Here is a 23,884-nt window from a genome sequence, read left to right on the forward strand (position 1 = left end):
GGTCAGCAGCCGCGCCAGGTCACGCGACGAGCCGGCCGGGCTGTCGGGGGAGGCGTAGCCGGACGTCGCAGTGGCAGTGGCAGTGGCAGTGGTGGTTGTTGCGGTGGCGGTGGTGGTTGTTGCGGTGGCGGTGGTGGTTGTGGCGGTGGCCGGGGGCCGAGCAGGGCCCGTGTCCAGGCCGCGTCGCGCTGGCGTACGGCGGCCCGGCACCAGGCGTCGTGCAACTCGGTCCGCCAGCCGTCCGCCACCGGAAGGGCGACGATCTCCGCCGGCTCCAGGCCGCCCAGCCACCCGCTCCAGCACTCCAACGGCGCGGCCTCCAGCAGCTGGCTCAGCCACCAGGCCCGTTCGCCCCGGCCGCTCGGCGGCCTGGGCACCACACCGTCGCGCTGCATCGCCGCGTCGCACGCACGCGGGGCCTGGACGACGAGCGCCCAGGCGCCGTCGGTACCCACGGTTTCCGTACGGGGCGGGCGTGCCGCGTGTCCGGCGGCGCTGGTCGGGTTCGTGCAGGTCGGGTCCGTGCCGGAGGGGTTCGTGCCGGTCGGGTCCGTGCCGGACGGGCCCGTGACGGACGGGCCCGTGACGGTCGGATCCGCGTCGCCCTCCGTACGGACGAGGGAGACGCAGGCGCGGGCCCGGTCCGCCATACGGGCGGCGAGCGCGGTGCCGGGCAGGGCCGACAGCAACTCGGCGGCCGTCCCGCGGACATTGCGGCTGCGGTCGGACAGCGCCCGCTCCAGGAACGGCTCGTCGGCCATCGACAGGCCCTCCCGCAGCGAGTCGAGGAACATCAGCCGGTCCTCGGCGGGCTCGCTCGGCCAGGTGGTGGCCAGGAGGGCCAGCCCGGCCGCCGGGTCACGGCGGCGCAGCGCCGCCAGCAGAGAGACCCGCTCCGCGAACAGCCCCTCCTCCCACAGCGTGTGGACGGCCTCCGGCTCGTCGGTGCCGGGCAGCGCGGCCGTGCTCCCGACGCCGCGCAGCGCGAACTTCCACTCGTCGTTGAGCCGCGCCAGCCACAGGGCCCGCGGCCCGGCGAAGGCCAGTGCGGCCGCGCGCAGGTCCGTCCGCGCGCGGGCCGCGTCGAGCAGCGCGGGCAGCAGCGCCTCGGGGGCGCGGTAGTCGTACTGGGCGGCCGTGGCCAGCCACTGCGGCAGCAGCTCGGTCAGGTCGGGTGCCGTGCCGCGGCGGTGGCCGCCGCCGGTGCCGTTCCGGTCGGCGAGCAGCAGCGCGAGCCGGTGCCGCGCGGCCGGTGGCAGCGGCGGCCGCGGGTCGGCCGGAGCCGGTACGGGGCGCTCACGGGCGGGCGCCGGGCGCAGGGCGGCCCGGCGCCGGACCGTGCTCACCGCGGCGGCGTCCAGCAGCGCGGCCGCGGTGCTCCGGCCCTCGCGGGCGGCGACCGGCGGCGTGCGGCGCTCCGTACCGAGCAGCGCCGAGCTGACCAGCTCCTCCCAGGAGGGGCCGGGTCCGGCGGTGGGGCCGAGGCGGGCGCCGTGGGTGCTGCGAGTTTCGATCATGGTCTTCCCCCGGACGGTGATCGGACATCGGTTGGCTGGGCGGTTGGCTGCGCGGGTGGCTGGGCGGTTGGCTGGTCGAGCGACTGACCGGCGACTGGGCGGGCGGCGCGGAGGGTGGCTGACGGGTGGCCGGGTCACAGAGCGACCGGCGCCGGGTCCCAGGTGGTCAGGGGCACGAAGCCGCAGTGCCCGCACTCGCCGAAGACCGTGACCGGTTCGCCGCCGGATATGGCGGTCAGGCGCCACAGCCCCGCCCGCTCCACACAGCGCGGGTCCACGGGCAGCGCTGATTCGCCGTCCGCGTCGGCCAGTTGCCACGGCTCGCCCCCTGCCCCGGTATGGGGACGACGTCGGTCAGGACCACCGGCCAGGTGTCCAGCCAGGGGTCGTCGCGCAGCGCGTCGCCGTACGCGGCCAGCGCGGCGTCGGTGCCGCCGCCCGGTGGCGGGCCGGCGACCGGGACCGGATCGGCGTGCCGGGTGCCCAGGACGACGCGCAGTGGGCGCGCGCCCGGGTAGTAGGCGAGGTCGGCGTCCAGGACGAGTCCGCCGGGCAGCGAGAGATCCAGGGCCCGGTCAGGTCCGCCGAAGGAGAGATGGAGGGCCATACGCCCGGTCCGCTCGCCGCGCATCCATATGCGGCGGCTGGTCAGTACGCCCTCCACGGCGTCCTGTTGGGCGAGCACCAGCCAGCGGTCGCGCACGACGGCGGTGTCCGGGCCGGCCAGCACGTCCGCCGTGTCGGTGGTCAGCCCGACGCGGGTGCGGACCGTCGAGGCCAGCGCGGTCGGCAGCCGGTCGATGCCCAGGAATGCCTGGTCGAGAAGGTGGAGCAGAGCGCACTCCGCGAGGAGCCGAGACGGCCAGTCCGCCCCGGAAGCCACGGTCGGACCCAACTCCCGTACGCGGGCGGCAAGGCCGGGTGCCTGTGCGTCGACCATGCGCGCCGCGGTCTCGTCCCAGGTGCCGTACCCCGCGCGGTCCGCGGTGGCCAGTCCGGAGCGCAGCAGGTCCTCCAGCCGCTGTTCCAGCTCGGTGGCACCGGCGGCGATCCGCTGGGCGCGCAGCGCCGCCCGCCGCCGCGCGGCCTCGGGCGCTGCCGCTGACGGTGAATCAGCGGCCGCCGTACCGCCGTTGACGTGCTCCGTTGCCTTCTTCCGCTCGCGCTGCCGACGGGCGGTGAGCCACTCCTCCACCCACGCGGGAGGCTCGCCGCCGGACACGGCACCTTCCTCGCCCGCCCACAGGAGCAGCAGTCCCAGTGCGTGTTTGCACGGGAACTTGCGGCTCGGGCAACTGCACGTGAAGGCCGGCCCGGCCGTGTCGACGACGGTGCGGTACGGCTTGCTGCCGCTGCCCTCGCACAGGCCCCACACCGCCCCGTCCCGTGTGCCGGTCTCCGGCCACGAGCCCGGTGTCGCGAGCCTGCTGCCCGCCTTGCGTGACGGCGCGTCGGGCGCGAGCGCGAGCACGTGATCCGACGTCCAGCGTTCCCCCTGCGGATTCATGTTCCCAACGCTACGAGCCCCCACTGACAATCGCCCTGACCAGCAAATACTCCCTTGTCGTGACCTTGACTCTATTTGCGTGTCGGGGTCGATTGGCGCGGTCTTCCGGGTTTTCCGCCCTCTTCGTCAGGAGTCCGTCATGCTCAAGCGCGGTGCCGCGCCGACCGTCATGGCCGTCGTCGCCGAGGGCGGCGGCGAGGGCGGCGGCGAGGTGAGCTGCTCCGTCACGTACCAGGACCGTCAGCTGACGAAGCGGACCGCGAAGGGCGCCTTCGAGTCCGCGCGGTGCGTGGCCATGTCGCCGCTGAAGTAGCAGGTCAGGGCCGGGGCTCCGGTGATTGTCAGTGGTGTGGTGCAAGGTGGTTCACGCAAGCGGCCGGCGGAGGCGGGGTACCGGCCGCAGACCTTGCGACGAGGGGGAGACCATGCCCGAGTACACCACCGGAGAAGGCGCCGCAGGCCCCGGCGCCGACGGCTCAGCGCAGGTGCTGCGGCCCCATGCGGAGGACGCGTTCGCGGACGAACTCAAGGCGCTGGCGGCCGCCGACGACCGGCCGCGCCCCGAGCGCTGGCGCCTGTCGCCGTGGGCGGTGGCGACGTACCTGCTCGGCGGCACCCTGCCGGACGGCACGGTCGTCACACCGAAGTACGTGGGCCCGCGCCGGATCGTCGAGGTCGCCGTGACGACCCTCGCCACCGACCGCGCGCTGCTGCTGCTCGGCGTCCCCGGCACCGCAAAGACGTGGGTGTCCGAGCACCTGGCGGCAGCCGTCAGCGGTGACTCGACCCTGCTCGTGCAGGGCACGGCCGGCACACCGGAAGAAGCCATCCGCTACGGCTGGAACTACGCACAGCTGCTCGCCCACGGCCCGAGCCGGGACGCGCTGGTGCCGAGTCCGGTCATGCGGGCGATGGCCCAGGGCATGACCGCCCGGGTGGAGGAGCTGACCCGCATCCCCGCTGACGTCCAGGACACGCTCATCACCGTCCTGTCGGAGAAGACGCTGCCGATCCCGGAGCTGGGCCAGGAGGTCCAGGCGGTGCGCGGCTTCAACCTCATCGCCACGGCCAACGACCGTGACCGCGGGGTGAACGAGCTCTCCAGCGCCCTGCGCCGCCGCTTCAACACGGTCGTGCTGCCGCTGCCCGCGACACCCGAGGAGGAGGTCGACATCGTCTCCCGGCGCGTCGACCAGATCGGCCGCTCGCTGGACCTGCCGCCCGCCCCCGAGGGGACGGACGAGATCCGCCGCGTCGTCACGGTCTTCCGGGAGCTGCGCGACGGCGTCACCACCGACGGCCGCACCAAGCTCAAGTCCCCGTCGGGCACCCTCTCCACGGCCGAGGCCATCTCCGTGGTGACCAGCGGCCTGGCGCTGGCCGCCCACTTCGGGGACGGCGTACTGCGGTCCGGTGACATGGCCGCGGGCATCCTCGGCGCGGTGATACGCGATCCGGCGGCCGACCGCGTCGTATGGCAGGAATACCTCGAAACCGTGGTGCGCGAGCGCGACGGCTGGAAGGACTTCTACCGCGCCTGCCGCGAGGCCGGCGCATGAACACCCGGGCGGACGGGCCGCTGCTGCTGGGGGTGCGGCACCACGGACCGGGCTCGGCGCGGGCGGTCCGGAAGGTCCTGGAGCACCACGCGCCCCGCGCCCTGCTGATCGAAGGACCGCCGGAGGCCGACGCGTTGGTGGCCCTGGCCGCCGACGAGGCGATGCGGCCGCCGGTCGCGCTGCTGGCCCATGTGCCCGCCGACCCGGGGCGGGCGGCGTTCTGGCCGCTGGCGGAGTTCTCTCCGGAGTGGGTGGCGATCCGGTGGGCCCTGGCCCGTGACGTACCGGTGCGCTTCATCGATCTGCCCGCGGCGCATTCCCTGGCGTTCGGGGAGGACGGGGCGTTCGGCGTGGACGGTGGGGATGGTGGGGACGGAGCAGGAGGGGGCGGCCGGGGCGGAGAGGACGGCGGGGGCGGTGCGGGCGTGGACGGCCGTCCCGGCGGGACGACGGGGGCCGACCGGGCGGTGGAGGCGCGCATCGATCCGGTGGCGGTGCTGGCCGAGACCGCCGGGTACGACGACCCGGAGCGCTGGTGGGAGGACGTGATCGAACACCGGGCCCACGGAGACGGTTCCGGGAGCGGGCAGGGTTCCGGGAGCGGTGCTGGGACCGGTGCCGGGAGCGGGGGTGTGGCGGGCGTCGCCGACCCGCTCGCGCCGTTCGAGGCGTTGGCCGAGGCGATGGGGGCACTGCGCGAGGCGTACGGCGTCGGCGGGCAGGACCGCGACCTGGTGCGCGAAGCCCATATGCGGCTCCGGTTGCGCGAAGCGCGCCGGGAGTTCGGGGACGCCGTCGCCGTGGTGTGCGGGGCGTGGCACGTCCCGGCGCTGGCCCGGCGTACGACCGTGACCGCCGACCGGCAGCTGCTCAAGGGCCTGGCGAAGGTGAAGCCCGAGGTGACGTGGGTGCCGTGGACCCACCGCAGGCTCTCCCGCCGCAGCGGGTACGGCGCGGGCATCTCCTCGCCCGGCTGGTACGGCCACCTCTTCAGCGCCCCCGACCGCCCCGTCGAACGCTGGATGACCAAGGTCGCCGGACTGCTGCGCGCGGAGGACTACGCCGTCTCCTCCGCCCACGTCATCGAGGCCGTACGGCTCGCCGAGGCGCTGGCCGCGATGCGCGGCCGACCGCTGGCGGGACTGGCCGAGGCCGGTGACGCGGTGCGCGCGGTGCTCGGCGAGGGCTCCGACGCGCCGTCCGCCCTCATCCACGACCGCCTGGTGGTGGGGGACGTGCTGGGACAGGTGCCGGACAGCGCCCCGGCCGTACCGCTCCAGCGGGACATCGCCCGCAGCCAGCGCTCGCTGCGCCTCAAGCCGGAGGCGGCGGACCGGGAGCTGGACCTCGACCTGCGCAAGGAGACGGACGCCGGGCGCAGCCGGCTGCTGCACCGGCTGCGGCTGCTCGGCGTGCCGTGGGGCGAGCCTGTGCGGACCCGTGCGAGCACCGGCACGTTCCGGGAGAGCTGGCGTCTCCGGTGGGAGCCCGAACTGTCGGTCAGGGCCGCCGAGGCCGGTGTCTGGGGCACGACGGTGGAAGCGGCCGCGACCGCCAAGGCGGCGTCCGACGCCCTGGGGACCACCGCCCTCGCCGACGTCACGGCCCTGGCCGAGCGCTGCCTGCTCGCCACCCTCCCGGAGGCGTTGCCCGTGGTCGTGCGGGTGCTCACGGACCGGGCCGCACTCGACGCGGACGTGGGGCACCTGGCCCAGGCGCTGCCCGCGCTGGTCCGCTCGGTCCGCTACGGCGACGTACGCGGCACGGACGCCGCCGCGCTCGGCGAGGTGGCCACCGGGCTGGCCGAACGGGTCTTCGTCGGCCTGCCGCCGGCCTGTTCCGGCCTGGACGCGGACGGCGCCGCCGACATGCGCCGGCACCTGGACGCGACGCACCACGCGGTGGGGCTGATGGACGAAGGGCCGGTGAGGGGAGCGGCAGCTGGGGCCAGGGCCGGGGCCGCGGTCCTGGGGGAGGCAGTGGTCTCGGGGGCGGTGGCGGCCTCGGGTGGGGCAGCAGGTCCGGGTGAGGCAGGGGACCGGGGCGAGGCAGGGACCCCGGATGAGGCGCGGGCCTGGGGCGAGGTGGGGGCCCAGGGTGGCGGGTTGCGGGAGCGTTGGGCGGCGGTGCTGCGGAAGCTGGCCGAACGGGAGACGGTGCCGGGCCTGCTGCGTGGGCGCACGGTCCGGCTGCTGCTCGACGACGGGCGGCTGACCTCCGAAGACGCGGGCCGGCTGATGGGGCTGGCCCTGTCACCCGGCACCCCGCCGGCCGAGGCGGCGGGCTGGGTCGAGGGGTTCGCGGGCGGCGACGCCGGAGGGCTGCTGCTGGTGCACGACGAACGCCTGCTCGCCCTGGTGGACCGTTGGCTGGCCCAGGTGCCGGCGGACTCCTTCACGGACGTCCTGCCGCTGCTGCGCCGGACGTTCGCCGAGTACGAGGCCGAAGAGCGGCGCACGCTCGGTGAGTTGATACGCCGCGGCCCGGCCGGACCCGACGGCCCCGACGGGCCAGGCACCGGGCCCGGCGCGGGGCGCGCCGACCAGGAAGCGGCGATACCGGGCTTCGGCCCCGGCCTGGACCGCGACCGGGCGGCAGCAGTGCTGCCGACCCTGCGCGTCCTGCTGGGCCTCACAGAGGGCTTCGGGGCGAGCTTCGGGGAGGGCTCCGAGGGAGGCGAGGAGAGCCAGGGGAGAGCATCGAGGAGGAGGGCTTCGTGGAGGGCTCCGGGGAGAGCCAGGGGGAGAGCATCGAGGAGGAGGGCTTCGTGGAGGGCTCCGGGGAGAGCCAGGGGGAGAGCACCGAGGAGGAGGGCTTCGTGGAGGGCTCCGGGGAGAGCCAGGAGGAGAGCACCGAGGAGAAGGGCTTCGGGGAGAGCGCCGCGGAGGGGCGGACGACAACGGGGGTGCGGGGATGAGCGGAGTGAGTGGGACGAGCGAGGCGCAGGCACAGGAGCGGCTGCGGCGGTGGCGGCTGGTGCTGGGAGGGGGCGGTGCCGACGGGACCGGCTGCGAACTGCGGGGGCAGGACGCCGCCATGGACGGGGCGCTCAGCGCCCTCTACGGGAGCCGTCGCCCGGACGGGCCGGGCGGCCCGGGTTCGCGCACGGCGGGCCTGGGCGCCTCGGCGCCGAGCGTGGCCCGCTGGCTGGGGGACATCCGTACGTACTTCCCCACCTCCGTCGTCCAGGTCATGCAACGCGACGCGATCGAACGGCTCGGACTGTCCGCGCTGCTGCTGGAACCGGAGATGCTGGAGGCCGTAGAGGCCGACGTGCATCTGGTGGGGACGCTGCTCTCGCTCAACAAGGTCATGCCGGAGACGACGAAGGAGACCGCGCGGGCCGTGGTGCGCAAGGTCGTCCAGCAACTGGAGGCACAGCTCTCGACCCGTACCCGCGCCACGCTGGGCGGCGCCCTGGACCGATCGGCCCGCGTCAGCCGCCCCCGGCACCGGGACATCGACTGGGACCGTACGATCCGCGCGAACCTCAAGAACTACCTGCCCGAGCACCGCACGGTCGTCCCCGAACGGCTGATCGGCCACGGCCGGGCCGCGCAGTCGGTGAAGAAGGACGTGGTGCTGTGCATCGACCAGTCCGGGTCGATGGCCGCCTCCGTCGTCTACGCCTCCGTGTTCGGCGCGGTACTGGCATCCATGCGGGCCATCGCGACCCGGCTGGTCGTCTTCGACACCGCGGTGGTCGACCTGACGGACCAGCTGGACGACCCGGTGGACGTGCTCTTCGGCACCCAGCTCGGCGGCGGCACGGATATCAACCGCGCCCTGGCCTACTGCCAGTCGCAGATCACCCGGCCCGCCGACACCGTCGTCGTACTGATCAGCGACCTCTACGAAGGCGGCATACGCGACGAGATGCTCAAACGTGTCGCGGCGATGAAGGCGTCCGGAGTGCAGTTCGTGACACTGCTCGCCCTCTCGGACGAAGGGGCACCCGCCTACGACCGGGACCACGCGGCAGCTCTCGCGGCCCTCGGGGCACCGGCGTTCGCCTGCACACCGGACCTCTTCCCGGAGGTGATGGCGGCCGCGATCGAGAAGCGGCCGCTGCCGATACCGGACATGACGGAGCAACGGTAACGAGAGCCCCAGGGGGCTTGCGGGGCACCTGGTCTGTCGTGCAAGGATCGGGGCCCGCCGACGTGTTGGCCGGGTCGTCGGCGTCGCCGAAGCGTCGGCATGGCCTGCATCGCCTGCATCGGCCGCGGAGTCGTGGCCGGTCATGCCCGGCTTCCCGTACGCCCTGGCTTCCCTCGTTCCCCGGCCCGTCGCAAAGGATCTTCGCGTGTCTGCTTCGCCCGCCCCTCTCGCCGCTGCGCGCCTGCCGCGCACCGCGGCGGTGCGGCGTGCGCTGCTGGCGGGGCTGTTCCTGGCGGGGTTCGTGGTGCTGGGGTTCGCTTTCGGCGGCGGCGCGCAGGCGGCGGACGGTTCGGCGAGCACGGGCCCGCAGGTCGGGGCGGTAACTCCGGCTGATCCGCAGGCATCGGTCAAGGCCTCGGCGGACGCCGCCGGACGGGAAGTGCAGCACGGCGGCAAGACGGCCGCGGGCACGGTGGCGGAGACGCCGGTCGGCAAGGCCGTACGGCCTGTTGCCGAGCGCACCGCACCGGCCGCTGCACAGGCTGCCGAGCCGGTCACTGGGCCAGTGGCCGAGCGGGTCGCCGCGCCGGTCACCGCGCCGGTTCGGGACGTGGTGCGCAAGGTGCGCCAGATGGCCGACGCGGACTCGCTCCCCGTAGAGCTGCCGGACCGGATTCCCGGTGTCGGCGGCGACGAGGACGGCGACGGCGACACCGGGCGTGGTGACGAGCACGGCGAGCAGCCGGGGCAGGGCTCCGGGGCGCAGCGCGGCACCGGCCCGCAGTATTCCGGAGCCGGTGATCAGCAGGACGTAGGGAGCGGCAACTCGGGTAACTGTGCGCCTGGTTGGGCGAGTGTGAGTGAGCTGATGGGCGCGTCGTCGCAGCCCGTGCAGCGCGCCGACTCGGCGTCGGAGCGGCGGCCCGGCCAGGGCCACGGCAGCCTTCCCGGGCTCCCCGGGCTCCCTGGTCTTCCCGGTCAGCTTCCGCAGGCACCCGCCTCGTCGGCCTCGCACATCACCGGTGACGGCCACGGGCCTCGTGGCGGGGACCAGTTCGCCGCCGTACCGGCACATCCCGCACACTTCGGGCTGGTGCCCGGAGGCGTTCTCGCGGCCGCCGAGCCGCCCACGCGGCAGCGCGCCGCCGACATCCTCGAATTCCCGGGCTAGGGCAGACCTCCGGACCTTCAGCGTCCGGGGCCCCCGTCCGCAGACCACGCGTCTGCACAGGACCTGCCGCGCGGGGGCGGGACAGGTCTGCCCGTCGAACCCCCTGAATTCGAAGGAAGTTTCACCACCATGCGTACGCACATCCGTCGTTCCATCGTCGTAGCCGCCGCCGCTTCCGGCCTGTGGGCCCTCGGCTCCGTCGCCGCCAACGCGGCCGGTCTGCCCGGCACCGCAGACCTGCCCGCCGCCGGTGCGGTGAAGGGCGCCGTCACCGACACGGTCACCGACACCGTGAGCGGCACAGTCGGCGGAGCGGTGCGGGACAAGCTGCCGGCCGGTGACGTGGCCGGTACCGCCGAGAAGGCCGTCAAGAAGACCGTCAAGAAGGCCGTCAAGAAGACCGCCGAGAAGACCGTGGACGGCGTAGCCGGTCAGGTCGCCGGGGTCACCGGCGGGGACGTCCACACTCAGGACCTGCCCGCCACCCCGGGACTGCCCACCACCCCGAAGGTGCCCGCCACCCCGGAACTGCCCGCGGTCGGTGACCTGGGCAAGGCAGCGGATCTGGGCAAGGCCGCGGACCTGGGCACGGCCACCGACCTGGGCAAGGTCGCGGACCTGAGCAAGGCCACCGACCTGGGCAAGGTCGCGGACCTCGGTAAGGCCGCCGACCTCGACACCACCACCGCCGACGTCCTGCCGCCCGTCGCCCAGCGTGTCGTCGGCAAGCTCGTGCCGGTCGTCCAGGGGCCCTCGGCGGCGTCGGTCAGCTGGCCGGTGACGTGGAGGGGCAGGCGGCCCCGTTCGTGCAGGGCGTGGCCACGGACGCCACCCCGTTCGCCCAGGGCCTGGTCAGCACCGTCAAGGACGACGCCTCGGGCATCGCCGAGGGCGCCACCACCGGGCTGCGGGGTGCGCTCCCGGGCCAGACCGCGCCCACCGTGCCCGCCGTGCCCACCGTGCCCGCCGTGCCTGCGGTGCCCACCGTCCCCACCGACCTGACCAACCCCGCCAACGTCCCGACCCTCCCCACCCTCCCAGGCACCACCCTCCCCACCCTCCCGAGCGCCACGACCCTGCCGACTCTCCCGGGCACCACTACCCTCCCGACCCTCTCCACCCAGAACGCCTGACCCTCCCCGCCAGGCGGCCGGGCGTGCGCACAGGGTGGTGTGCCGTGCGCCCGTACCGCCGCCCGTGACGGCAGTGCGTGAGCAGCCGGGCGGTTCCCCCTGGGAAGGGAGCCGCCCGGCTTCGCGCTGTGCGCGGGACCGGACGGGCGGACCGGGCGGACGGGCGAAGCGACTCGTCCACCTGGCGGCCACCCGCCCGTACCCCTGTGTGATCTGTGACCACCGTCTCTGTGACTGTTATCACCGCCGCAGTGTGATCTGCGATTTAGGGAGGCCGGTCCTGCGGGGATAACCTGCGAGACGGACATGCCGCGTACCGGTCACCGTGTACGCCTCCCTCAGTGACAGCGCAGTCACGTTGCCCTTCGCGGCACGCCCATGCAGACAACGAACCGCGATCACTACGGCGATTCTGAGTAGACAAGGGACGGACGCGCGTGGACCTGTTCGAGTACCAGGCGAGGGACCTCTTCGCCAAGCACGGTGTACCGGTGCTGGCCGGTGAAGTCATCGACACGCCTGAGGCGGCACGCGCGGCGACCGAGCGCCTCGGCGGCAAGTCCGTCGTCAAGGCGCAGGTGAAGGTCGGCGGCCGCGGCAAGGCCGGCGGCGTGAAGCTGGCGGCGAACCCGGACGAGGCCGTCGCCCGTGCGACGGACATCCTCGGCATGGACATCAAGGGCCACACGGTCCACAAGGTGATGATCGCCGAGCTGTCCCCGGAGATCGAGGCGGAGTACTACGTCTCGTACCTCCTCGACCGCACCAACCGCACCTTCCTGGCCATGGCCTCGGTGCAGGGCGGCATGGACATCGAGGAGGTCGCGGAGAAGACCCCGAGGCGCTCGCCAAGGTCGCGGTCGACTCCAACGAGGGCGTCACGATCGAGAAGGCCCGCGAGATCGTCGCGCAGGCGAAGTTCCCGGCCGAGGTGGCCGAGGGCGTCGCCGAGGCCATGGTGACCCTGTGGGAGACCTTCGTCGCCGAGGACGCGCTCCTCGTCGAGGTCAACCCGCTGGTGAAGACCAAGGACGGCCGCATCCTGGCCCTGGACGGCAAGGTCTCGCTCGACGAGAACGCCGACTTCCGCCAGCCCGGGCACGAGGCCCTGGAGGACAAGGCCGCGGCCAACCCGCTGGAGGCCGCCGCCAAGGCCAAGGGCCTGAACTACGTCAAGCTCGACGGCCAGGTCGGCATCATCGGCAACGGCGCGGGTCTCGTCATGAGCACCCTGGACGTCGTCGCGTACGCCGGTGAGAAGCACGACAACGTCAAGCCCGCCAACTTCCTCGACATCGGCGGCGGCGCCTCCGCCGAGGTCATGGCGAACGGCCTGGAGATCATCCTCGGCGACCCGGACGTCAAGTCCGTGTTCGTCAACGTCTTCGGCGGCATCACCGCCTGCGACGAGGTCGCCAACGGCATCGTCCAGGCCCTGGAGCTGCTCAAGTCCAAGGGTGAGGACGTCAACAAGCCGCTGGTCGTCCGCCTGGACGGCAACAACGCGGAGCTCGGTCGCAAGATCCTGAGCGACGCCAACCACCCGCTGGTCCAGCGTGTGGACACCATGGACGGCGCGGCCGACAAGGCCGCCGAGCTCGCCGCGGCCGCGAAGTAAGGGACAGAGGGAACCAGACCACCATGGCTATCTTCCTCACCAAGGACAGCAAGGTCATCGTCCAGGGCATGACCGGTGCCACGGGCATGAAGCACACCAAGCTCATGCTGGGCGACGGCACCAACGTCGTCGGCGGCGTGAACCCGCGCAAGGCGGGCACCGAGGTCGACTTCGACGGGACCTCCGTACCCGTCTTCGGCTCGGTCGCCGAGGCGATGGAGAAGACCGGCGCCGACGTCTCCGTCATCTTCGTGCCGCCGAAGTTCGCCAAGGCCGCCGTCGTCGAGGCGATCGACGCCGAGATCGGCCTGGCCGTCGTGATCACCGAGGGCATCGCGGTGCACGACTCCGCCGCCTTCTGGGCGTACGCGTCGAGCAAGGGCAACAAGACCCGCATCATCGGCCCGAACTGCCCCGGCCTGATCACCCCCGGTCAGTCCAACGCCGGCATCATCCCGGGCGACATCACCAAGCCCGGCAAGATCGGTCTGGTGTCGAAGTCCGGCACTCTGACCTACCAGATGATGTACGAGCTGCGGGACATCGGCTTCACCTCGGCCGTCGGCATCGGTGGCGACCCGGTCATCGGCACCACCCACATCGACGCCCTGGAGGCCTTCGAGGCCGACCCGGAGACCGAGCTGATCGTCATGATCGGTGAGATCGGCGGCGACGCCGAGGAGCGTGCGGCCGACTTCATCAAGGCCAACGTCACCAAGCCGGTCGTCGGCTACGTCGCGGGCTTCACCGCGCCCGAGGGCAAGACCATGGGCCACGCCGGCGCCATCGTCTCCGGCTCCTCCGGCACCGCCCAGGCGAAGAAGGAGGCCCTGGAGGCCGCCGGCGTCAAGGTCGGCAAGACCCCGTCGGAGACCGCGCGCCTGGCGCGCGAGATCCTCGTCGGCTGATCGCGCCACGCGTCGGACGCGGGCCCGTACCCCTCGCGGGGGTGCGGGCCCGCGCCTTTGTACGGGCCTGATCCCGGCCTTTTGTACGGGCCTGATCCCGGCCTTTTGTACGGGCCTGACTCCCGGCCTCTTGTACGGGGCTGCCCCCGGCCTCCGTCCCTGACGCTGACACTGGCCTCCGCCCCCCGGCCCTGCCCGTGCCCGTGATCCGTCCCCGCCTCCTCTCCCCGCCTTGCCCCCGGTTACCGCGCCTCCGGAGCGAGGAGGCCGGACCGGACCACCTTCCGCCGGACCGGTTCGCCGGCCGCGGCCTGCTGCCGGGTGCGGGCGTGTTGCGCCTGCTCCGTACGGGGGCCCTGGGCCTTCGCGCCAGGTGTGGGGGACGCGGAGAGGGCCGGGGGCCGGCCTCGGGGCGACCGGGGAGCGGGCCCGTCGTCGCGTTGACGAGGGTGAAGGCCGTCGCCGCCGCGATGACAGCGGTGAGCCCGAACGCGCCCTGCGTCATCCGGCCGGCCGTCCGCTCGCCGCCCGTGCGTACGGCTGCGGCGGCAGGCGGCGCCACCGGATACAGGGCGGCCAGCCCGGCCAGCCGTTCGCGCAGGATCTCCCGCTGGCGTACCGGCGTCGCGGCGGCCAGACCGAACGCCGGCACCCGTTCGGCCACGGCCCGGCGCGCGTGCAGCAGCCGCCCGGCCGTCGCGGGCGTACTGGCCTCCACCTCGGCCGCCGTCTCGCTCAGGTCCAGGCCGAGGCCGTCGTGCAGGAGCAGCGCCCGCCGGTAGGTCGCGGGCAGGCTGAGCAGAGCGTCCCGCAGCGCGCGCTGCGGGGGAGCGGCGGGCGGCGCGGCGGGCACCCTGGGCGACGGCCGTTGCCCGGCGCGCAGACCCGGGCGCATACGGTGCCAGGGCGACAGCGCGTACTCGTGCACCATGGCGCGCAACCGGCCCGCCGGGTCGGGGTCGACCGCCACCTCGGGCCAGCGCTGCCAGGCCGCCTGGAACGACCGTTCGACGGCTTCCTGGGAGAGGTGAGGTTGGCCGGTGAGCACGATCGCCTGGCGGGTCAGGTCGTGGGCGTGCCGGGTGTACAGGGCGTCGAAGGCGGCTGCGGGGGTGAGGTGTGCGGTCGCTGATGCTACGTCAGGTCGAGGCTGTGGTTGCTCTGCTGACGGGGCGTCGGATGCTCCCGGCGTCGTTCCGGAAGTCTTCCCCGTGCGTTCCGTGTGTTCCCTGCGTCCGACGCGTCGCGGCAACGTGAAAAGGTACATAAGCATATATTGAGCGACACGGCCGGTAATCGCCTGCTCCATGGCGGAAACGTGTGTTGTTGGCAGCATGGCCGTGTGAGCCAATTGACCGACCGCGGCCCGACGTTGTCGTCGCGCGGCCGGGCCTCCACCCAGCGGTCCTCCGCGCTCGGCACCGCCTTCCTCGGCGGAGTGCTGGCGGCGGGGCTCGGGCTCGGGGCCTTCGCCGTCGCGGTACTGCTGCTCTGGGTGGTCTCCCCGTACCCGGACACCGACCCGTCGCGCGCCCTGCACCTCGCCGCCGACCTGTGGTTCCTCGCGCACGGCAGCGACCTCGTACGGACCGTGGCCGCCACCGGCGGCGCCTCGCCCGTCGCCGTGACGCCGCTGCTCCTGATGGCCCTGCCCCTCTGGCTGCTGTACCGGTCCGGCCGGCACATCCTCGAAGTCCCGCCGCAGCCCGCCCGCCCTCCGAAGCCCGCCTGCCCCAGCCTCCTCCACCCCGAGGACATCGACCCGGAGCCCACGCCCCGCCAGCTGCTCGGCTGGCTGCTGACGGGGTATCTGCTCGTCGCGGCCGCCGCCCTGCTGTACGCCTCGGCGGGCCCGCTGCGCGTCGAACCGCTCAGTGCGCTGCTGTACGTACCGCTGGTCGCCGTGGCGACCCTGGCCGTGGCGGCCTGGCGCTCTCTCGGGCCCGCCGCCTTCGTGCCGCTGCCCGACCCGGTCCAGCGCGCGCACGACCGGCTGCCGGTCGGGCTGCGGGCCTCGCTGCGAGGCCGTCGGCTGGCCGCCGCGGCGCGCGCGGGTGCCGCGGCTCTCCTGGCGCTGCTGCTGGGCGGCGCCCTGCTGGCGCTCCTCGCGCTCGGCTGGCACGCGCCCGCGGTCCGGTCCGAGTTCCTCGCGCTCACCCACGACTGGGCGGGCCGGTGCACCGTGCTGCTGCTCAGCCTCGTACTGCTGCCGAACACCGTCGTATGGGGAGTCGCTTACGGGCTCGGCCCCGGCTTCACGCTCGGCGCGGGCAGCACGGTCGGCCCGCTCGCGACCACCGGCCATCCGGCCCTGCCACACTTCCCGCTGCTCGGCATGGTCCCGGACGCGGGCGACACCGCTCCGCTGCACTGGCTGACCGCCGTGGTGCCGCTCGCCGTCGGCGTGGTGCTGGCCCGGTACGCCGCGCTGCCCGCGAAGGCGTACGCGGCCGCCTCCCGAACCGCTGCCCGGCCAGAAGCCGGGACGGGGGCCGGGACCGAAACCGGAACCGGAACCGAAACCGGGGCCGAGGCCGAAACCGGGACTGGGACCGAAACCGGGACCGAAACCGGGCACGGTCCCGGAACCAGTCCCGACGCCGCGCCCCCCGCCCCGACGACGCCAGCCCCCGCCCCGACAACGCCGGCCCCCGCATGGACCGGCTGGCGCGGGACCGCCGCGGCCGCCGGGCTCGCGGCGCTCGGCTGCGCGGTGGCGTCGGCGCTGCTCGCCGGCCTGGCGGGCGGCGCACTGGGCACCGCGGCGCTGGCCCGTTTCGGGCCCAGCTGGTGGCAGACGGGGCTGGCGGCGCTGAGCTGGACGGCGCTCATCGGCATTCCGGGCGCTCTCGTCGTGCGGGCCTGGTGGCTGCGCGGTGTGCCGCGCCCGCCGAAGCCCGTACGGAAGCCGCGCGAAAAGCTCCGCAAGCGGGTGTGGCGCGGTGGAAAACGGCTCGCCGTGGTGGTTCTCCGCGCTGCCGGAGGGTGGGCGGGGGCCGCCTGCCGCCTCTGCTGGGCGGCGCTGCGGCGTACGGTCCTCCGAGCCCGACGACGGGCCGTACGGCGTACCGCTGCCCGGCCTCCCCGCCGTCGGGCCCGCCACCGGGCCCGGCACCGCCGTACGGCCGGCAGCGACGTCCCGTACGGCCGCGACCACCCGAGCCCCCGCACCCCGCCGCCGTCCACGGCCCCCGGATCTCTCACGCCCCCGTCACACCCGTCATCCCTGTCACCTACGTCCTCCCAGTCACCCCCGTCATCCCCGTCACCCCCACCCGCCCCTTGGCACGACGCCAGTACCCGCCGGGCCCGCTGGTCGGCGCTCCGGGCTTCCTCCGGCGGCCTGATGACCGCCTTCGAACCCGCCGCACCGCCCCATGACGCAGACCCCGGAAACACCTCAGCCGCCGACCCCGGGGGCGGCGGCTGAGAGAGACGCGGGGTCCGGCTCCGACCGGGCTACTCCTTGTCGGCCCCGAGCAGCGGGCGCAGCTGCTCGGGGAGCTGCTTCTCGCAGGCGTGCTGGGCGGAGCGGGTCAGGGCGTCGTTCACGCACGTGAAGTAGTCGCGGTAGACGAGCTGGACCGTGTAGGTGGCCGCCACCATGGCCAGCGCCAGTGTCGCGGTGACCAGGCCGGCGACCGCGGCGGTCGTCTGCGGGCGGGTGGAGACGGGCGGGGTGCGGCCTGCGGCGGACGCGCCGGAGTCCGTACGGGGCTCGGCCTGGCCCGTGAGGTCGGCGATCGTGGCGCGCGCGCTGCCGGACCGTGCGCCGTTGCCCGTACGCGCCGCCTTGGCGCGCAGGGAGCTGATGCCCCAGTACAGGGCGAGCGCCGCCAGCAGCAGGGCGATCTCCGGCAGGTTGAACAGGACGAAGAAGAAGCCCCACATGCCGGCGAGCAGCGCGTAGCGCGCGCGGCGCTGGGCGGGGTCGGTCGGGTCCCAGCGCAGCCCGCCTCCGGAACCGCCCTGTCCGCTCTGGCCCTGCTGGTTGTTGCGGCCGCCCTGGCGCGAACCGAAGCCGCCGCCCTGGCGGCCCGGCTGCCGACTGCTCCAGTGACTGCCCCAGGAGGACTGCTGCCGGTCGCCCGGCCCCTCCTGGCCGCCGTCCTGGCCGCCGTCCTGGTCCTGCCCGTGGTCGCGGGGCTGCCACGGCTGCTCGGGAGCGTCGGCGGGCGGCGGCGCGAACGGATTGTCACGGTCCCGCCCGTCCTGGCCGCTTCCGTCCTGACCGCTTCCACCCGGCCCGCTCCCGCCCTGCCCTCCCGAGTCCTGACTGGAGGGGTGCGAATGGGCCCGCTCCCTGGCCGGCCCCCGGACGAGCCGGAGCCGGACGAGCCGGAGCCGGACGAACCCGACGAGCCGGACGAGCCCGAAGCACCCGCCCCCGCGGCATCGGAGGACGGCTTGCGCTCGCGCAGCAGCACCGCCCCGGGAGCGGCTGCTGGCTGGGGGTACCTCCCAGCGAGGGCTGGGGGAGCGAGGAGGAGGGCCGCGCGGCGGCGTCGGTCCGGCATCTGGAGTGTGTCTTCCCCTTGTCTCGTCCGTACGTCCGACGGGTGGCCGGGCGGGCGGATACCACGAACAGCGTGCGTTCTCACGCCCGACGCTACCTCTCGCGTGCGCCCCCGTCCCGTGGGGGCCGCGCGGTGTGCCGGTATCGTTGCTGACGGTCGGCGCCTTCGTAGGGTTCCCCGGTTTTCGGCTACCCATGGTTTTGTACGACCGCACAACATGCACACCGCCGTACAGCAGTACCGCCGTACAGCAGACCGCGCGAGAAAGAGTCCCGCCGTGGCCTCCGCTTCCTCTTCATCCGCTTCCGCCGCCGTTTCCGGTTCCCCGGCCCGCATCGTCGTGCTCGTCTCCGGTTCCGGTACGAACTTGCAGGCGCTGCTGGACGCCATCGCCGCCGAGGGGGCCGCCGCGTACGGGGCCGAGGTGGTCGCGGTCGGCGCCGACCGCGACGGCATCGCCGGCCTGGAGCGGGCCGAGCGGGCCGGGCTGCCGGTCTTCGTGTGCCGGGTCAAGGACCACGCCGACCGGGCCGCCTGGGACCGCGCGCTGGCCGAGGCCGTCGCCGCGTACGCGCCGGACCTCGTGGTCTCGGCCGGTTTCATGAAGATCCTGGGCGCGGAGTTCCTCGCCCGGTACGGCGGCCGGATCATCAACACGCATCCGGCCCTGCTGCCGAGTTTTCCCGGTGCCCACGGTGTCCGCGAGGCCCTCGCGTACGGCGCCAAGGTCACCGGGTGCACCGTCCACTTCGTCGACGACGGCGTCGACACCGGCCCGGTCATCGCCCAGGGCGTGGTCGGCATCCGGGACGAGGACGACGAATCCGCGCTGCACGAGCGCATCAAGGAAGTCGAGCGCAAGCTGCTCGTCGAGGTCGTGGGGCTGCTGGCCCGGCACGGCTACCGCATTGAGGGACGAAAGGTACTGATCCCGTGACCGCCGAAGCAACGAAGCGGCCCGTACGCCGGGCGCTGGTCAGCGTCTACGACAAGACGGGCCTGGAAGAACTGGCCCAGGGGCTGCACGCGGCGGGCGTCCAGCTCGTCTCGACCGGCTCGACGGCCGCGAGGATCGCGGCGGCCGGCGTCCCGGTGACCAAGGTCGAGGAGCTGACCGGCTTCCCCGAGTGCCTGGACGGCCGGGTCAAGACGCTGCACCCGAAGGTGCACGCGGGCATCCTCGCCGACCTGCGGCTGGAGGACCACCGGCGGCAGCTGGCCGAGCTGGGCGTGGAGCCGTTCGACCTGGTGGTCGTGAACCTCTACCCGTTCAGCGACACCGTGGCCTCCGGCGCCGAACCGGACGCCTGCGTGGAGCAGATCGACATCGGCGGCCCCTCGATGGTGCGCGCCGCCGCCAAGAACCACCCCTCGGTCGCCGTCGTCGTCAACCCGGACCGCTACGCGGACGTGCTCAAGAGCATCGCGGACGGCGGCTTCGACCTTCAGGAGCGCAGGCGGCTGGCCGCCGAGGCGTTCCGGCACACCGCCGAGTACGACGTGGCCGTGGCCTCCTGGTTCGCGGGGGACTACGCGGGTGACGGCGGCGAGTTCCCCGGCTTCCTCGGTGTGACGTACGCGCGCAAGAACGTGCTGCGCTACGGCGAGAACCCGCACCAGGCGGCCGCCCTCTACACCGGTGGCTGCGGCGGCCTGGCCGAGGCCGAGCAGCTGCACGGCAAGGAGATGTCGTACAACAACTACACGGACACCGACGCCGCGCGCCGGGCCGCGTACGACCACACCGAGCCCTGCGTGGCCATCATCAAGCACGCCAACCCGTGCGGCATCGCGATCGGTGACGACGTCGCAGAGGCACACCGCAAGGCGCACGCCTGCGACTCGCTGTCCGCCTTCGGCGGTGTCATCGCCGTCAACCGCCCGGTGTCCGTGGCGATGGCCGAGCAGGTCGCGGAGATCTTCACCGAGGTTATCGTGGCCCCGGACTACGAGGACGGCGCCGTCGAGGTGCTGGCCCGTAAGAAGAACATCCGGGTGCTGCGCTGCCCCGAGGGCCCGCAGCCGCCGGCCGAGTTCAAGCCGATCGACGGCGGCGGCCTGGCCCAGGTCAAGGACGTCCTCCAGGCCGAGGGCGACGACCCGGCCCACTGGACGCTGGTGGCCGGTGAGGCACTGGGCGACGCCGAGCTGGCCGAACTGGCCTTCGCCTGGCGGGCTTCGCGCGCCGTGAAGTCCAACGCGATCCTGCTCGCCAAGGACGGCGCCACGGTCGGCGTCGGCATGGGCCAGGTCAACCGTGTGGACTCGGCGAAGCTGGCCGTGCAGCGGGCGGGCGAGGAGCGGGCGCGCGGCTCCTACGCCGCCTCCGACGCGTTCTTCCCGTTCCCGGACGGCCTGGAGGTGCTGCTGGAGGCGGGCGTCAAGGCCGTCGCGCAGCCCGGCGGTTCGGTCCGTGACGAGCAGGTGATCGAGGCGGCGAAGGCCGCGGGCGTGACGATGTACCTGACCGGGACCCGGCACTTCTTCCACTGAGCCCGCCGGGGCCCGTCCGTGAGCCCCCTCAGCCGAAAGGCCCGTCTTCCGCGTGCTGCGGGGACGGGCCTCGGCGTGTGCCGGGCGCGCGCCCGGCCGGCTCAGGAGAGTCAGAACCGGGGGCGCATGAACCACGCCTGGCTTTCCTGCTTCGCCGCGAAGACGATGATGAGGATGGAGAGCACGAAGCTCGGGATGCCGTAGATCGCGAAGGCGAAGGGAATGCTGCACAGGATCGACACGGACCCGAAGATGATCGTGCCGATACGGATTCCGTTGGCGCCCTTGGAGAACTGGAGCGCGAGCACCAGCGCGACCGCCGCGTAGGCGGCCTGGAGGATCATGACGAAGACCATGGCGCCCTTGCCGATGGCGAAGATGGTCTCGGGGTCGCCGCCGAGACCGTTGTAGTCCGCCGAGGCGCTGCTGAGCTGGTTCAGGCTGAAGGCCATGATGATGATGCCGATGACGCCCGTCGCGGCGAGGAAGAAGAGCATGACGCGGGCGGCCTTGGTGCTGCTGGGCATCTGCTGCGGCGCGGGTATGCCGGGCATGCCGCCGGGGCCCATGGGACCGGCCGGGAACGGCGCGTACGGCTGCTGAGGCTGCATCGGCTGCTGCTGCGGGTAGCCGTACTGGGGCTGGGGAGGGCCCTGGGGCTGGCCCTGCGGCGGACCGTAGGGGTTTTGGTTCGGATAGCTCACGAGCGTGTCCTTCGAGCGGTGTGACCTGGTGTCAGCCGGTGCTGCACGGTTCCGGCGGTCCCGGGTGAAGTAAGAGATCGGTAAGAGCCTAAGGGGCGGCGAAGGCCCCCTCGCGCCATTTTCGCGCGAGGGGGCCCAGGGCTGGATGAGCTGCCGTACGGAGTCTTACTGAGTACGGACGACCACGGTGCTGACGATCTTGTCCGCGAACGTCTGGGACTTCTCGTCCCACAGCGGCCACCAGTAACCGAGGCCGCACAGCGGACCGTCCACCGCGTGGCAGATCTTGCGCCCGAGGGCCAGGCCGAAGCCGAGCGGCTGCCCGGTCGCCTCCCGCACGACGCGGATGTTCAGCGCCTTCTTGCCCGGGGTCTGGCCGGTGGAGCCTTCCTTGGCGATCAGGAAGAGGCCGCCGGCGAGCGTGATCAGGGCGGCGACCACCATGAGGATGACGGCGAAGACGGGCGTGCTGGTGTTGTTGGCGTTGTGGTAGGCGTCCGAGATGCACTGGTAATCGGTGCCGCAGTAGGACGTGTCCGGCACCGAGACGGTGCTGGACGCGGCCACGAAGCCCGCGACGACGTACAGGATCGTCGGAACGACACCGACGATCAGACCGTCCAGCAGCGCCGCGCCGACCCGCGCACCCCAGCTGGCGTAGGGCTGCGGCCCGCCCATTCCCGGCATTCCGGGCTGCTGGCCGTACGGGGAGCCCTGCTGCGGGTAGCCGTACGCCTGCTGCTGGGGCACCTGCGGCGGCTGGCCGTACGGGGCCTGCGGCTGCGGCGGGGCCTGCTGCGGGTAGCCGTAGCCCGGCTGGGGCTGCGCCTGCTGCGGGTAGCCGTACCCCGGCTGGGCCTGCGGTGCCTGGGGCGGCTGGCCGTACGGGGCCTGCGGCTGCTGGCCGTACGGGTTGGGCTGCCCCTGCGGCTGGCCGTAGGGATTGTTCGGGTCGCCAAAGCTCATTGGCTGGTTTCCTCCGTTGGTGTTCAGTGGGGGACGGCAGGGCGTGCTCGGAGGAAACCTTGGGATCAGTGGCCCGCCCCCGATGATGCCTGCGGCACTGAACGGCAATCTTTCTAGTTGCGCAATATTCTTGTCCAGTCAAGAGGGGCAGGTGTTGTGCAAGCGCAATGATCGCTTGCGCAATTTCATTTCGGTCATCTCCGGTCATCGCTCTTGCCAGCGGCCATAGCGCGCCCCGATAGGGCGCCCTGATTGGAACGGGAGAGGCTTCATCCGGGAGGATGGGGGTATGAGCGCCCAGATTCTCGATGGCAAGGCCACCGCCGCCGCGATCAAGTCCGAACTCGCCGTCCGTGTGGAGGCACTGAAGGCCCGCGGCGTCACGCCCGGACTCGGCACCCTCCTGGTCGGTGACGACCCGGGCAGCCGCTGGTACGTCAACGGCAAGCACCGCGACTGCGCCCAGGTCGGCATCGCCTCCATCCAGAAGGAACTGCCGGACACCGCCACGCAGGAGGAGATCGAGGCCGTCGTACGGGAGCTGAACGAGGACCCGGCCTGCACCGGCTACATCGTCCAACTGCCGCTCCCCAAGGGCATCGACACCCACCGCGTCCTGGAACTGATGGACCCGGCCAAGGACGCCGACGGCCTGCACCCGGTGAGCCTGGGCCGTCTGGTGCTCGGCATCGAAGGGCCGCTGCCCTGCACCCCGTACGGCATCATCCAGCTGCTCCGCCACCACGGCGTGACGATCAACGGGGCGCAGGTGGTCGTGGTCGGCCGCGGCATCACCGTCGGGCGTTCCATCCCGCTGCTGCTGACCCGCAAGTCCGAGAACGCCACCGTCACCCAGTGCCACACCGGCACCCGTGACCTGGCCGCGCAGCTCAAGCAGGCCGACATCGTCGTGGCGGCCGCCGGGGTGCCGCACATCATCAAGCCCGAGGACGTCAAGCCGGGCGCGGCCGTGCTGGACGTCGGTGTCAGCCGGGACGAGCACGGCAAGATCGTCGGCGATGTGCACCCCGGCGTCGCCGAGGTGGCCGGCTGGATCTCCCCGAACCCGGGCGGCGTCGGCCCGATGACCCGCGCCCAGCTGCTGGTCAACGTCGTCGAGGCGGCCGAGCGCGCCGCGGGCTGAACCGGCGGCCGCCCGCGGCACCAGAACGGAACAGGGACAACGGACAGGGAAAGGACTGCCACCCATGAGTGCCGAAGCGCACGCGGAAGGCGCCTCCGAGCCGCAGCGGCCCTCGCGCCGCTTCCCGCGGATCACCACCGACACCGCACGGCCGGAGGGCGGCGCCCGTACCGCGCCCGGCAGCGCCGCCCCGCCCGCCCGGCAGTGGCCGCTGCTGGCCGTCATGGGCGGGGTGGCCCTCGGGCTGTTCATCGTCGCCCTCGACGGCTTCCGTATCGGGACGCTCCTGATCGGCCTGTCCCTGCTGGGCGGAGCGGTGCTGCGGCGGGTGCTGCCGAAGGTGGGCATGCTGGCCGTACGGTCCCGCTTCACGGACATGGCGACGTACGGCGGGCTGGGCCTGGCCATCGTCCTGCTGGCCCTGATGGCGCAGCCCAAGCCGTGGCTGAAGATCTCGTTCCTGGACGACCTGGTGCACCTCACGGTGTGGTGAGCCGGGGCCGCACCGGCTCCCGCACGCCATTCGCGTGACGTCCGCCCGCGCGC

At 73.4% G+C, this 23,884-nt stretch carries 18 protein-coding genes and 3 pseudogenes; 15 read left to right on the forward strand and 6 right to left on the reverse strand.

Annotated elements, in window-relative coordinates:
* Positions 1–2 precede the first annotated feature (2 nt).
* Together ACEXOX_RS29395 and ACEXOX_RS29400 are read right to left on the reverse strand one after the other, a co-directional pair.
* The gene (locus ACEXOX_RS29395; RefSeq protein ID WP_406524132.1) at positions 3–1,517 is read right to left on the reverse strand and encodes a DUF5691 domain-containing protein; all 1,515 of its coding nucleotides are present in this window, start codon (positions 1,515–1,517) and stop codon (positions 3–5) included.
* A 134-nt stretch (positions 1,518–1,651) separates the two neighbouring features.
* Positions 1,652–3,024: pseudogene (locus ACEXOX_RS29400) on the reverse strand (SWIM zinc finger family protein).
* 139 nt (positions 3,025–3,163) lie between these two features.
* Between ACEXOX_RS29400 and ACEXOX_RS29405 the strand changes: the two are divergent.
* From ACEXOX_RS29405 to sucD, 10 genes and pseudogenes are all read left to right on the forward strand, one after another.
* Positions 3,164–3,337 (forward strand): hypothetical protein, encoded by a 174-nt coding sequence (locus ACEXOX_RS29405; protein WP_406524133.1) that lies wholly within the window; start codon positions 3,164–3,166, stop codon positions 3,335–3,337.
* Between the two features lie 112 nt (positions 3,338–3,449).
* On the forward strand, positions 3,450–4,583 hold the full coding sequence (locus ACEXOX_RS29410) for an AAA family ATPase (RefSeq protein ID WP_406524134.1): 1,134 nt from the start codon (positions 3,450–3,452) through the stop codon (positions 4,581–4,583).
* Positions 4,580–7,216: pseudogene (locus tag ACEXOX_RS29415) on the forward strand (DUF5682 family protein); the annotation flags it as partial. The gene ACEXOX_RS29410 and the pseudogene ACEXOX_RS29415, both read left to right, overlap by 4 nt.
* Positions 7,217–7,299: 83 nt before the next feature.
* Positions 7,300–7,500 (forward strand): hypothetical protein, encoded by a 201-nt coding sequence (locus ACEXOX_RS29420; protein ID WP_406524135.1) that lies wholly within the window; start codon positions 7,300–7,302, stop codon positions 7,498–7,500.
* Entirely contained in the window at positions 7,497–8,684 is a 1,188-nt protein-coding gene (locus ACEXOX_RS29425; protein ID WP_406524136.1) for a VWA domain-containing protein, read from the forward strand. The genes ACEXOX_RS29420 and ACEXOX_RS29425 overlap by 4 nt, the downstream gene beginning before the upstream one ends.
* A gap of 205 nt (positions 8,685–8,889) precedes the next feature.
* The gene (locus tag ACEXOX_RS29430; RefSeq protein WP_406524137.1) at positions 8,890–9,855 is read left to right on the forward strand and encodes a hypothetical protein; all 966 of its coding nucleotides are present in this window, start codon (positions 8,890–8,892) and stop codon (positions 9,853–9,855) included.
* A gap of 129 nt (positions 9,856–9,984) precedes the next feature.
* Positions 9,985–10,857, forward strand: coding sequence for a hypothetical protein (locus ACEXOX_RS29435; protein ID WP_406524138.1), 873 nt, complete (start codon positions 9,985–9,987; stop codon positions 10,855–10,857).
* Positions 10,824–10,988, forward strand: coding sequence for a hypothetical protein (locus ACEXOX_RS29440; protein ID WP_406524139.1), 165 nt, complete (start codon positions 10,824–10,826; stop codon positions 10,986–10,988). The genes ACEXOX_RS29435 and ACEXOX_RS29440 overlap by 34 nt, the downstream gene beginning before the upstream one ends.
* 437 nt (positions 10,989–11,425) lie before the next feature.
* A pseudogene (gene sucC / locus ACEXOX_RS29445) lies at positions 11,426–12,606 on the forward strand (ADP-forming succinate--CoA ligase subunit beta).
* 23 nt (positions 12,607–12,629) lie between these two features.
* Positions 12,630–13,514, forward strand: a complete 885-nt coding sequence (gene sucD / locus ACEXOX_RS29450) for a succinate--CoA ligase subunit alpha (RefSeq protein ID WP_030024570.1) — start codon at positions 12,630–12,632, stop codon at positions 13,512–13,514.
* Here the strand turns inward: sucD and ACEXOX_RS29455 are convergent.
* A complete protein-coding gene (locus tag ACEXOX_RS29455; protein ID WP_406524140.1) occupies positions 13,453–14,766 on the reverse strand; it encodes a sigma factor-like helix-turn-helix DNA-binding protein in 1,314 nt (437 codons plus the stop codon). The genes sucD and ACEXOX_RS29455 overlap by 62 nt on opposite strands.
* A gap of 90 nt (positions 14,767–14,856) precedes the next feature.
* On the opposite strand from ACEXOX_RS29455, the gene ACEXOX_RS29460 reads away from it, so the two are divergent.
* Positions 14,857–16,944, forward strand: a complete 2,088-nt coding sequence (locus ACEXOX_RS29460; protein WP_406524141.1) for a DUF6350 family protein — start codon at positions 14,857–14,859, stop codon at positions 16,942–16,944.
* A 29-nt stretch (positions 16,945–16,973) separates the two neighbouring features.
* Here ACEXOX_RS29460 and ACEXOX_RS29465 read toward each other — a convergent pair whose 3' ends face one another.
* Entirely contained in the window at positions 16,974–17,405 is a 432-nt protein-coding gene (locus tag ACEXOX_RS29465) for a hypothetical protein (protein WP_406524142.1), read from the reverse strand.
* A 903-nt stretch (positions 17,406–18,308) separates the two neighbouring features.
* Here ACEXOX_RS29465 and purN point away from each other — a divergent pair.
* The gene (purN, locus tag ACEXOX_RS29470) at positions 18,309–18,968 is read left to right on the forward strand and encodes a phosphoribosylglycinamide formyltransferase (RefSeq protein ID WP_406524143.1); all 660 of its coding nucleotides are present in this window, start codon (positions 18,309–18,311) and stop codon (positions 18,966–18,968) included.
* Positions 18,965–20,524: a bifunctional phosphoribosylaminoimidazolecarboxamide formyltransferase/IMP cyclohydrolase gene (gene purH, locus ACEXOX_RS29475; protein WP_406524144.1), complete on the forward strand. Its 1,560-nt coding sequence runs from the start codon at positions 18,965–18,967 to the stop codon at positions 20,522–20,524. The genes purN and purH overlap by 4 nt, the downstream gene beginning before the upstream one ends.
* A gap of 110 nt (positions 20,525–20,634) precedes the next feature.
* Here the strand turns inward: purH and ACEXOX_RS29480 are convergent, their stop codons facing one another.
* Positions 20,635–21,228, reverse strand: coding sequence for a hypothetical protein (locus tag ACEXOX_RS29480; RefSeq protein WP_406524145.1), 594 nt, complete (start codon positions 21,226–21,228; stop codon positions 20,635–20,637).
* A gap of 165 nt (positions 21,229–21,393) precedes the next feature.
* Complete coding sequence (locus ACEXOX_RS29485) at positions 21,394–22,194, reverse strand: RDD family protein (protein WP_406524146.1); 801 nt, start codon at positions 22,192–22,194, stop codon at positions 21,394–21,396.
* A 289-nt stretch (positions 22,195–22,483) separates the two neighbouring features.
* Between ACEXOX_RS29485 and ACEXOX_RS29490 the strand changes: the two genes are divergently transcribed.
* Together ACEXOX_RS29490 and ACEXOX_RS29495 are read left to right on the forward strand one after the other, a co-directional pair.
* Positions 22,484–23,338 (forward strand): bifunctional methylenetetrahydrofolate dehydrogenase/methenyltetrahydrofolate cyclohydrolase, encoded by an 855-nt coding sequence (locus ACEXOX_RS29490; RefSeq protein WP_406524147.1) that lies wholly within the window; start codon positions 22,484–22,486, stop codon positions 23,336–23,338.
* A gap of 64 nt (positions 23,339–23,402) precedes the next feature.
* A complete protein-coding gene (locus tag ACEXOX_RS29495; RefSeq protein WP_030024561.1) occupies positions 23,403–23,831 on the forward strand; it encodes a DUF3017 domain-containing protein in 429 nt (142 codons plus the stop codon).
* Positions 23,832–23,884: the final 53 nt, after the last annotated feature.

It is taken from the genome of Streptomyces sp. Ac-502, from assembly GCF_045222935.1.
Classification (GTDB): Bacteria; Actinomycetota; Actinomycetes; order Streptomycetales; family Streptomycetaceae; genus Streptomyces; species Streptomyces monomycini.

Excerpts from the sequence above, each read along its gene's own strand:
- ACEXOX_RS29395 (WP_406524132.1), bottom strand. The coding sequence starts at position 1,517 with ATGATCGAAACTCGCAGCACCCACGGCGCCCGCCTCGGCCCCACCGCC.
- ACEXOX_RS29405 (WP_406524133.1), top strand. The coding sequence starts at position 3,164 with ATGCTCAAGCGCGGTGCCGCGCCGACCGTCATGGCCGTCGTCGCCGAG.
- ACEXOX_RS29410 (WP_406524134.1), top strand. The coding sequence starts at position 3,450 with ATGCCCGAGTACACCACCGGAGAAGGCGCCGCAGGCCCCGGCGCCGAC.
- ACEXOX_RS29425 (WP_406524136.1), top strand. The coding sequence starts at position 7,497 with ATGAGCGGAGTGAGTGGGACGAGCGAGGCGCAGGCACAGGAGCGGCTG.
- ACEXOX_RS29435 (WP_406524138.1), top strand. The coding sequence starts at position 9,985 with ATGCGTACGCACATCCGTCGTTCCATCGTCGTAGCCGCCGCCGCTTCC.
- sucD (WP_030024570.1), top strand. The coding sequence starts at position 12,630 with ATGGCTATCTTCCTCACCAAGGACAGCAAGGTCATCGTCCAGGGCATG.
- ACEXOX_RS29465 (WP_406524142.1), bottom strand. The coding sequence starts at position 17,405 with ATGTGGGGCTTCTTCTTCGTCCTGTTCAACCTGCCGGAGATCGCCCTG.
- ACEXOX_RS29485 (WP_406524146.1), bottom strand. The coding sequence starts at position 22,194 with ATGAGCTTTGGCGACCCGAACAATCCCTACGGCCAGCCGCAGGGGCAG.
- ACEXOX_RS29490 (WP_406524147.1), top strand. The coding sequence starts at position 22,484 with ATGAGCGCCCAGATTCTCGATGGCAAGGCCACCGCCGCCGCGATCAAG.
- ACEXOX_RS29495 (WP_030024561.1), top strand. The coding sequence starts at position 23,403 with ATGAGTGCCGAAGCGCACGCGGAAGGCGCCTCCGAGCCGCAGCGGCCC.